Origin of the sequence: Synechococcus sp. R55.7, assembly GCF_047461955.1 — a bacterium.
Taxonomy (GTDB): Bacteria; Cyanobacteriota; Cyanobacteriia; order Thermostichales; family Thermostichaceae; genus Thermostichus.
In genome coordinates, this window is the sequence record NZ_JANSIC010000029.1 from 2,325 (window position 1) to 11,530 (window position 9,206).

Consider the following 9,206-nt stretch of genomic DNA (forward strand, 5'->3'; position numbering starts at 1 on the left):
GCTGAGATACTCGGGGGTGGAGAGGTAGCTCAGCCGGGTCAGCACCTGCCCCAGGCTGGAGCCGGTGCGGCGGCGGATCTCCAAAGCCTGCTGCCACTGCTCTAAGGTAAGACGGCTGCCCAGCAGCTCGGCGGCCAGCTTGCGCTCAAGGATGACCGTCAGGATCTGCTTTTCAGTGGCTGGGATCTCCCAGAGTTTTTCTGCTTCCGGGCACAGGTGTTTCACAGACTGCCAAATGGCGGGGAAGCCCGGCTCTTCTGTGGCCACCACAACAGTTTGCGGGTCGAGCCAGCCACAGGGCAAAAAGCGCACCGGCACCAAATCAATAGGCTCAATCAGCCAAGGCAGCTCTGGATCTAGGGAGTGCTTGAGCAGCCAGTCTCTCAGCCTAGGCCGGTCCAGAATCTGGCGACACAAGTTGACAAACTTGTCCGGGTGCATGACTCGCAAGCTCCAAAGAGCCCTAGGCAAGGAGCAACTAGCTGCTTCGCGATACTCCTCAGCCTCAGCCAATTGCTGCCGGGTAAGGTAGCCCGTGCGCAAAAGCGAGGATTTGAGGGACTGGAGCATGGAGCGTGGCTGGAAACCCTATTCGCGCAAGTGGGACGGAGTCCTTGCTTGACTCAAGTCTGGTTTAACCGGAAGTCCTCTGCCAACCCCCCTAGGAAAGGGTGGGCGACTCAGGGCGGCGGGCCAAGCGTTGGTAGGTATTCCAGGCTCCTACTGCCAGCAAAAGGGCCAGCAGCAGCACTAACCAATAGCGGTATTGCCACAACAAAAGCTGCCAACTGAAGCGACCGGGGTAGCGCACTCGATAGCCTGCCGGCGTGAGATCCCAGCTCTGTACTTGGGTGAGATCGGGGGCAGCGGCATAGGCGGTGAGCACGTTTCCCTGTAGCTGGTTGGCCAGGCGGGTGCGCGGATCGGCAAGGCCGCGGCTGAGGCGCTCTGCCAAAGCCGGGTCAGATCCCCACCAGGAAAGCCAAAGGGTGGGCTTGCCTTGGAGGAGAAAGTATTGCAAAAGGCCGAGATTCTCCTGGGGCTGAGCTGCCAGGGCAACCTGCTGGTTCAGGGGATTGATGATTTCAAACTGGGATCCCAGCCGGATGGGGCTGTTGAGCTCCACCTGCTCCGGCCCGGCCACGATTATCTGCCAGGCAAAGTTCTCTGCTTGGAGTTGGGATTTCCCCTCCGGCAAAAACTGGAGGGTGGGCAACAAGGGCTGTGCCGACAGACGACCAAGGGCACCCAAGAGATAAGCAGTAGCTGGCAGCAACTGGGGATCCCCCACCCACACTTGGCCGGATCCTCGAAGCACCGCCGGGATCTCCTGCAGCTCGCCAGTGGGGGCTTGGTAGCCGCTCCAGAGAAGGCCAGAGCTATCGGAACGCACTTGCAAAGTCAGCGGGGTCAGGGATCCCTGGCAATTACCGGGGCTGGCGCCATAGTCAAAGCGGAGCTCCAGTTGATTAAAGCGGCGCAGCAGGCGGGTGGGCAGAGTAACAGTCTCGTTGAGCTGGGTGCGGCCTGTCAGGTTGTAGGTGCGCAACAGAACGCCATTCAAGAACACGTAGCCGGTGAGGCGATCCCCCACTCGGCCATCCACCGGGTTCATAATGACGTCTAGTTGCGCCGCCAGATCCCGCGGTCGCCCCCCCAATTGGGACAGGCTGAAGTTGAAGACCAAAGACTGGCTGCCAAACCCCCGCAACATGGGATCCACGATCCCCAGCTCTCGCAGGCTGAGGCGGTTGGCCCTGAGCGCTCTCTCCAGATCCGCCACCCTTGTCACCTGGATGCCGCGGCTGACCAGCCCCGCCCGCTTCCATTCTTCATAGAGAGCAAGAATAGCTTCCCGGCGGGCGGCCACTCGCAGGCGGGATCCCTCTGGGGTAATTTGATGCTGCAAGTGGGGGGTGAAATTGGCCGGCTCTAAGATCACCTGTGCCCCCTGCTTCGGACGGTTGCTCCACAGGATAGGCGTTTGCGGAAACAGATGAGAAAGCAAGCTGTAGAGCCAAAGGGCTGCTTCCGCCGCTTCAGGAGTGAGGTCAGCCGGCACTACCAAAGTAACCTGAGGATACAGCCGGCCCAGAAAACCGGCCACCGTGGCATCAGGAACGAGGGGCGCCAGCTCAAAGAAACTATCCCGCCCTACCGTCAGCAGCAAATTGCCGGTATTCAAGTCGGCGCAAATATCGTCGCTGATGCTCAGGAAAGGCTGCACCGACAAGGTGATAAAGCGCTCGCCAGCGGCCAAGCTGGGGATGGGCACCCGCACCACCGGCTCCTGCCGCAGGTCCCGCACCAGAAAAAGGCCCATTAGCTCCTCGTTGATCAGCACCCGCACCGTGGACGTGGGCTTGAGCACCGGCGAGGGATCCAGGCGCAACTGCACAAAGCTGGCCTCGGGGTCAAGGCCGTTGAGGGGGGCAGGGATCCCGATATCTAGACGCGGGTTAGCTCCTTGCAGCAGCACCGAGCGGTCGTAGCCCAGCCTTTGCAGAGAAATGACTTCCGCTGCGTGGACAGCCGTCGGCCCGCAACACCAAAGCAAACCGGCAACCCACAAAGCCCACTGCCTTGCCTTCTGCGTCACCTTGACCCCCTCTTGCTTATCCCTCACTTGTCTAGTGCAGGCAAGCCCCTTGGCCTACCTGACCCAGGTTTGCCCGACATGCAGAAATCTGTAAGCTTTCGGGGTCTGTACGCACAAATCGTGGATTCGGATGCCCAGGGGATCCCTTTACTGGCGGGCGTAGTCATCCTCAAAGCGCACAATGTCGTCCTCCCCGAGATATTCCCCGTTTTGCACCTCGATCAACACCAAGGGAAGGGTGCCGGGGTTTTCCAGGCGGTGCTTGGTGCAGGGGGGAATGTAGGTGGACTCGTTGGAGCTCAGCAGCATCACCTCTTCTCCACGGGTAACCTTCGCTGTGCCCCTGACCACGATCCAGTGCTCGCTGCGGTGGTAGTGCATCTGCAGGCTGAGCCGATGGCCAGGCTTCACCTCGATGCGCTTGATCTTGTACATCGGGCCTTCATCCAAAACCCAGAAGGATCCCCAGGGACGGGTCTCTGCTTGAGAGGGCACCAGCTCAAGCGCTGGAACTGCTGCTTCATTCACGTCCCGCACAGCCTGCAACATAAGATCATGTCCTTGCAAAGTCGTCCCCATCCTCTCTCAGAATCCGAGACCTCCTCATCGACAATATGGCTGAATTGGCCTACGCCAAAACTCGTAGATAAAGTCTCTCAGGCCAGGGAATGCTAATCTAGCCCTGTGTCCAGTTCCTAGACACGTCAGCCCATCCCCACGCCCTACTTGAGACATGTTCTCATTAACACTAAATAGCTCTTGAGGCTCGATTGGCGATTTAACCAGTTACCCTCCAATTAATCTCCAATTAATTCTAAATTCTTGAAGCTACTGAAGTAACCCATGTTTCTCAACAGGCTCAGGGCTTTCTTGCGGCTCTTCGGGTCTACCGGGATCCTGTTTCTGCTGCTGGCTAGCCTTCTGTGGGGTTTGAAGGAAGGCTGGAGCTGGGTGAGCTTGGAGATGCAGTTTCTTGGCTATAAGGGATCCGTGGCGGCCTTGGGGCCGGATCCGCGCCTGCCCATTGTGGGCACCACCTTTCCTCCCTTGCTGGTGATGGTCACGGCCATTCTGGGACGATCCCCGCTGTTGCTGCAGACCATCTTGGGCTCTTTGCTGCTGGGCTGGATGTGGCGGCAGTTACGCCGTTTGCCGGTGGAGGTGGGATGGCGCTGGCTGTGGGGTTTGTTGATGGTGCTGCAGCCGGCTTTGATCTTGATGCTGCTGCGCAGCCCCGCTTGGACGGCCACCTCGCTTTTGCTGGGGGTAAACATGGCCTTGTTGTTTCCCCTGGCTGACGAGAAACGAGCAGCGGGGAAGTCAGTGGCGGCAGGGGATGAGCTGCCTATTACCCTGAGGCTGCTGCTCGTTGGGCTGGCGCTGGGGCCCCTGATGGTGCTGCGCTGGGAAAGCGGATGGCTGCTGCCCTGGGCGGGGATGCTGCTGCTGGTGGCCTTTCGCCGAGAAGTCTGGGGGTTTCGCTGGGCCTCGCTGTTGGTGGCCGGCTTTGTCAGCCTAGCCTTGATCCTGAGCTGGCTGTATGTGAATTGGCTGTCGGTAGGGGATCCCTGGGCTTTCACCTACCAGGTGGGCAGCGGTCTGCGGCTGCCGCAATTGCGGGAAGACTTGCAGCAGGCGGGTGGCTGGCGGGGGGTGCTGGAGGCTGGGAAATGGCTGGCGGTGCTGGCCCCTGCCTATCTGCTGTTGGGGCTGGGATCCCTGCTGGGCCGAGGCCCGGGTCGCTGGGTATGGGCTCTGGTCTGGGGGATGCCGCTGGTCATCCTGCTGGCTTCTCTAGGGCAGGGGCTGTTTTTGCGGGAGCTGAGCCGCTTTGGCCTTTTCTGGGTGCCGCTGCCTTTGCTGATGGGCGCCTACTTGTGTCGCGGAGCCGGCCCCGGCTGGGCTAAGCGCCTGTTGATCACTGCCCTCTTGGGGTTGAACTGCCTCACTGCCGGTTATGGGGTGAGCCAAGAGCCGGGTTTCCTCATGCCCCTGGTGGCCGAGGAGCGGGATCTCTGGGAGCGGCTGGTGGCAGGGTTAGTGCCCCTTAGTGGCGAGTTGGAAGCTGCCCAAAACCTGTATGAAGTAACCTCTGCTGGGCAAGCCCTAGAAGACTGGCGGAGGCTGCGGCAGGAAAAGCGCCAGGTTGGGCAGTATCTCTATCGCCACCTGTTGCCCGGACAAAAAGTGCTGGTGGACGACGACATCCACTTTGAGGCTATCTTTTGGGCAAGGGATCCCCGCTCTTTCCTTACTCCTCACCAGTACGAGTTTGCCCTGGCCCTTCAGCATCCCCAGGAAAGGGTGGACTACCTCTTGGTAGCGGGGCTGGCGGATCCCTTGCGGAGCGCCGATCGCATCCTGCAATTTTGGCCTGAGCTCAATTTTGAGGGGCTGCCGGGCTTCAGGGAGGTTTATAGCTCCCCCCAAGTGCGGCTGTGGGCTCGCCAACACCAAGAGGAACCGCAGGAGGAGAGGAGATGAAAAGGAGACGATCCTGGCAGCGGCGACAGGTGCTGCAAGCGGGCGGAGCGCTGCTGGCTGCCTATGGGGTTGCCGGCTGTGGCCAGGAGTTTTTGAGTCAGCAGGGGAGTCGCAGCCCGGAAAATGCCGAGACGGGAAGCATGAACTTGTCAGAGCTGCTGGCCCGCTGGCAGGTGGGCATTGGCGAGGATCCCGGTCGCTTCCTCTGGGAAATCGAGTCGGATCCGCAGGTGGCGGCAGTGGCGCAGGGGTGGGATCCCCATTTCCTGAGCGGCTGGCTGAACAGCTTTGATCACCGCCAGGGGGATCTCTCCTTTTGGCGCAACTGGCACCAGGCCGGGCTTTTGCGGCAGTGGTTTGAGCGGGGCTATACCCTCCACATCATCACCTGGGAAGACGACACCCACCGCCCCTGCGGCGACTACCACATCTCCCAGCAGTTTATCCAGGACGTGGCCGAGCTGGCGGGCTATATTGCCCAAGCCAATCCTCAGGGCCGCCCCACCTACTGGAGCTTGGCTACTGAGTTTTCCTACTGGCGGATCCCAGCAGATACCTACAACGCCGACACTGCTTTCTACTACCAAGCCCTGATGCGCAATGTCCTCACAGCCCGCCAAGCCATCAAAGAGCGGCTGCCAGAGGCCGAAGTGGCCCTGTGCTGGGGGGGCTGGATTGCCACCTTTGACGACCCTTCCCGGGGGGCAGGCCGCAGCATGGTGGAGCCCTTTGCCGAGACCCTGAGCCGGATGGACGGGATCGCCTTCCAGTCGATGCGCCAGCGGCGGCCAGGGGAGTTTAACCCAGAGCTGAACGGCCCGGATCCCGGTAACCCGGAGCAGATCCGCCTCTGTTGCCGCCTGTTTTCCCCTATCCACTCCAACCTGATGTTGGCCCACTACGAGCCCTCCATCAAAGACAAGCACCCCAGTGGCGGACGGGCCGACACCGTCCATACAGACTTTCAGCTCATGAGCCAGCCGGAGTGGCTGCGGGAAGTGTCTCAACTGGGGCTGCGGCGCTTTTCCCTCATGCACTACGGCCTCTACAAAGGGGATCCCTATGGGGCGCTGACCGCCGCTCGCCAATTCCGGGCACAGGTGGGCTTGCCGGCTGCCACCTCATAGTTAGCAGTCGTTCCAAAGCCGGTTTTGTCCCGGATCTTGGCCCAGAGCTTGATCCTGGGGATACAATCCCCCTGAAGCTGCCGGGATCCCTGCCATGGAGAAGCTGAGATTTCTAAGGGCAAGCCTGCTGGCGAGTCTAGTGGTTAGTGCAATGCCGCCGGAGCTGCCGGCCTGGGCAGGATGCGGTTTTCCCCGCGGTGCCGGCAAGACTTTTTTTTCGCTGCAGCCGGAGGTCTATCGGCCTCGCACCCGCTTTGATCAGGGGGGACGCCTGCAGCCGGCCCTTTCGGAGTACGGAGAAACCCGCCTCAACCTTTTCGCCGAGACTGGCCTTAGCGATCAGCTCACTCTCAACCTCAACACCAGCTACGTTTTCATCGAAAATCGCTTTGCCAGCGGGGCTGACACCGTTACCCAGCGCAACCAGGGCCTGCGGGATCTGGAACTGGGCCTGCGCCATACTTGGGGAAACGGGGATCCCTTCTTCTCGGCTCAGCTAACGGCCTTGATCCCGCCCGGATATGCCACCCGAGACATTCCCCTGCCCTTGGGGTACGGTGTTTTCGGCTACGATCTCAAAGTTGGGGTGGCGGCCAATACCCAGTTGGGATCCCTGCCCGCCTTTTTCGACTCCTGCCTCACGTTCCGAGATTACTTGGGCTATCCCGGGGATCGGGTCAAGGCCAACCTGACCTTCGGGGCAGACCTGACTCCTGAGCTGCAGGCCATCCTGGCCCTGGATGGGGATTTTACCTTGGGCAACGGCGCGCCTTTGTTGTTCGGGGATTTGGCCGTTCAGGATCCCGACTACGACAACCTCAAGCTTTCTGGCCAGCTCAACTGGCGGCTGGAGGGAGGGTTAACGCTGGGCTTGGGAGGGTTTCAATTCTTGACCGGTCGCAACACCAATGCCGGCGGCGGCTTTACCGGCTATGTGTGGCTAAGTTACTGAAACCAAACAAAATGTTGCAGGATATCCCCTACGGTAACAGGGATCCGCAGGGGCAGATCTAGGATGAGTCTTGGCAAACTACGGCCCGGAGAACGGATCCCATGCCTCGATTTGAGAACCTCATTGCCGCTATCGACGGCAGCGGCCCCACTGAGCAAATGGTGCATACCCTTCTGTCTCTGCCGGCCTTTGCCCAGTGCCACGTGACATTGCTGCATGCGGTGCCTTCCCAGACCTCTGCCGAGGAGATGCGGGCTGCCTGGCAAAAGGGGCAGGAACTGCTGGCCCAAACCCTGCAGACTTTCCCCCCCCGCCCAGGGCTAAAGATCAGCACGCAACTGGTGGAAGGGGATCCCAAGGTGGTGGTGCTGCAGGTGGCCGAGTCCCTGCCCAATCCGCTGATTGTGATGGGATCCCGGGGGCGCAACCGCATCATGGCCATTTTGCAGAACTCGGTGAGCCAATATGTGTTCCAGCTCGCCTCCTGCCCAATGCTGCTGGTCAAAGACGACGCCTACGTCAAATACCCCAGCCATGTCATGGTGGCCCTCAACAACTCCCCCGCTGCCCAGGCCGCCTTTGCCACGGCCCTTGACTTGATCTCCGGCATTCAAGGGGCCCAGATCTTCCTGGCCTCTGTGCAGTTGGATGCCGACAACCCAGGTAGAGATGAGGCCCTAGATCGGGCAATCGACACCCTCAAAAACCGGCAAATCGGCCACCAAGTGTTAACTGCCGTCGGGGATCCGGGCACAGAAATTGTCCGCTTAGCCGCCGAGAGCAACGCCGATCTGCTGGTGATGGGATCCCCGGATCGCCGGCCCAGCATTGCCCGCAGCATTCCCGATTTGGATCGGCTGCTGGGGCGTTCCATCTCCGACTATGTGCGGGTGCACATCGGCTGCCCAGTGCTGATGGTGCGCTCCGTCCAAGACAGCGACTGAGCCAGGCTTCAAGGCAGTATGGAGCGGCGCTCTGTAACTCGGTCACTCTGCTGCTGACGATCCGGGCTGACGGCCCAAGCTTCAAAGATCAGCTCAGGGACTCCGGGAGGGATGGTCATGCGGGTGAGGGCTTGCCACTGCCCCTGCTCGTCACGGGAGAAGTCCAGCAACCAACGGGGGCCATCCACCAACGAGCGGGTGCGGCCATGCTTCACCCAAAACTTGATCCAAAAAGGGGCTTGATGGCCTGCAGCAGGGTTGGTCGTGGGGGGCAAGCGCAACACCACATCGAAATTGTCTCCGGCTCGGAGTTGCTCGGGCACCACCAGTTGGGGAGTTGGACAAACCCCAGGCGGAGCGGGGGGCAGCAGCGAGTTTTCAGAGGGAGCTACAGGGCTACTCGGGATCCCGGCTGCCGCTTGCGTTGGCAAGATGGCCTCAGCTTGGGGTGGTGGGGAAGGGGAGGAGATGGGCGATGGCAACTCTGCCGTCTCTGCTTCGGGTAGGGGCTGAGCGGAGGGGTTGGGCGCAGATGGCAGGGGATCCTTTTCCGGGAAGGAGCGGAGGGCTTGGGTCTCGGCGGGCTGAACGGGCGAAGCTGAGTCCTCCTCTCGCTGTTGCTCGGCAACGCTGACGGAAATGGGGGCGCTGTGTTGCCAGATGCGCAACAGCTTTTGCAGGGTGCGTTCGGGAGACAGCAAGGTTAAGGGGGGGTCTTCCCGCAACCGGGCCAGTGGGATGTTTGTTGCTCCCCAATACTGACGCGGAGGGGAGGCGGGAGGCAGCTCTCCGCCTTGTTGCTCCGCAACGCTGACGCGAAGGTCTCGACAGCGGACGGAAAACGGAATCGTCAAGGGCTGGGAAGGCCGGTCTGCATCCCGCCAGGAAGAGGGAGTGAGGGCCAGTTCCCCCCGTAAAGGACGGGTCCAAACGCGGCTGGGCAGGGTGATGGGGATGCTGAACACCGCCGTTCGGGCTTCAGCGGGAAATTGAATTAGCCGTTGCCCCTCGAAAACCGTGCTCTCCTCGCCTTCCTGCCAAACCCGTACCCGCAGCTCGCCGCTGCAGCCGATCCGCCCCGTCAACACCAGCACCTCCTC

Annotated in this window: 6 protein-coding genes and 2 pseudogenes; 4 read left to right on the top strand and 4 right to left on the bottom strand. The window is 60.9% G+C overall.

The features are described from left to right. The 3 genes and pseudogenes from NW820_RS02720 to NW820_RS02730 form a co-directional block, all read right to left on the bottom strand. Positions 1 to 441: pseudogene (locus NW820_RS02720) on the bottom strand (glycosyl transferase); the annotation flags it as partial. A 220-nt stretch (positions 442 to 661) separates the two neighbouring features. Beyond that, complete coding sequence (locus NW820_RS02725; RefSeq protein WP_414406623.1) at positions 662 to 2,599, bottom strand: cellulose biosynthesis cyclic di-GMP-binding regulatory protein BcsB; 1,938 nt, start codon at positions 2,597 to 2,599, stop codon at positions 662 to 664. Positions 2,600 to 2,746: 147 nt separating this feature from the next. Then, the gene (locus tag NW820_RS02730; RefSeq protein ID WP_148202691.1) at positions 2,747 to 3,148 is read right to left on the bottom strand and encodes a cupin domain-containing protein; all 402 of its coding nucleotides are present in this window, start codon (positions 3,146 to 3,148) and stop codon (positions 2,747 to 2,749) included. 294 nt (positions 3,149 to 3,442) lie between these two features. Between NW820_RS02730 and NW820_RS02735 the strand changes: the two genes are divergently transcribed. The 4 genes from NW820_RS02735 (at position 3,443) to NW820_RS02750 (ending at position 8,106) form a co-directional block, all read left to right on the top strand. Beyond that, positions 3,443 to 5,083, top strand: a complete 1,641-nt coding sequence (locus tag NW820_RS02735; protein ID WP_414406624.1) for a hypothetical protein — start codon at positions 3,443 to 3,445, stop codon at positions 5,081 to 5,083. Continuing rightward, a complete protein-coding gene (locus tag NW820_RS02740) occupies positions 5,080 to 6,210 on the top strand; it encodes a hypothetical protein (RefSeq protein WP_414406625.1) in 1,131 nt (376 codons plus the stop codon). The genes NW820_RS02735 and NW820_RS02740 overlap by 4 nt, the downstream gene beginning before the upstream one ends. A gap of 139 nt (positions 6,211 to 6,349) precedes the next feature. Beyond that, positions 6,350 to 7,162, top strand: a complete 813-nt coding sequence (locus tag NW820_RS02745) for a hypothetical protein (protein WP_414406626.1) — start codon at positions 6,350 to 6,352, stop codon at positions 7,160 to 7,162. Between the two features lie 101 nt (positions 7,163 to 7,263). Further along, positions 7,264 to 8,106: a universal stress protein gene (locus tag NW820_RS02750; RefSeq protein WP_414406627.1), complete on the top strand. Its 843-nt coding sequence runs from the start codon at positions 7,264 to 7,266 to the stop codon at positions 8,104 to 8,106. Between the two features lie 8 nt (positions 8,107 to 8,114). Here NW820_RS02750 and NW820_RS02755 read toward each other — a convergent pair. Further along, a pseudogene (locus NW820_RS02755) lies at positions 8,115 to 9,206 on the bottom strand (hypothetical protein); the annotation flags it as partial.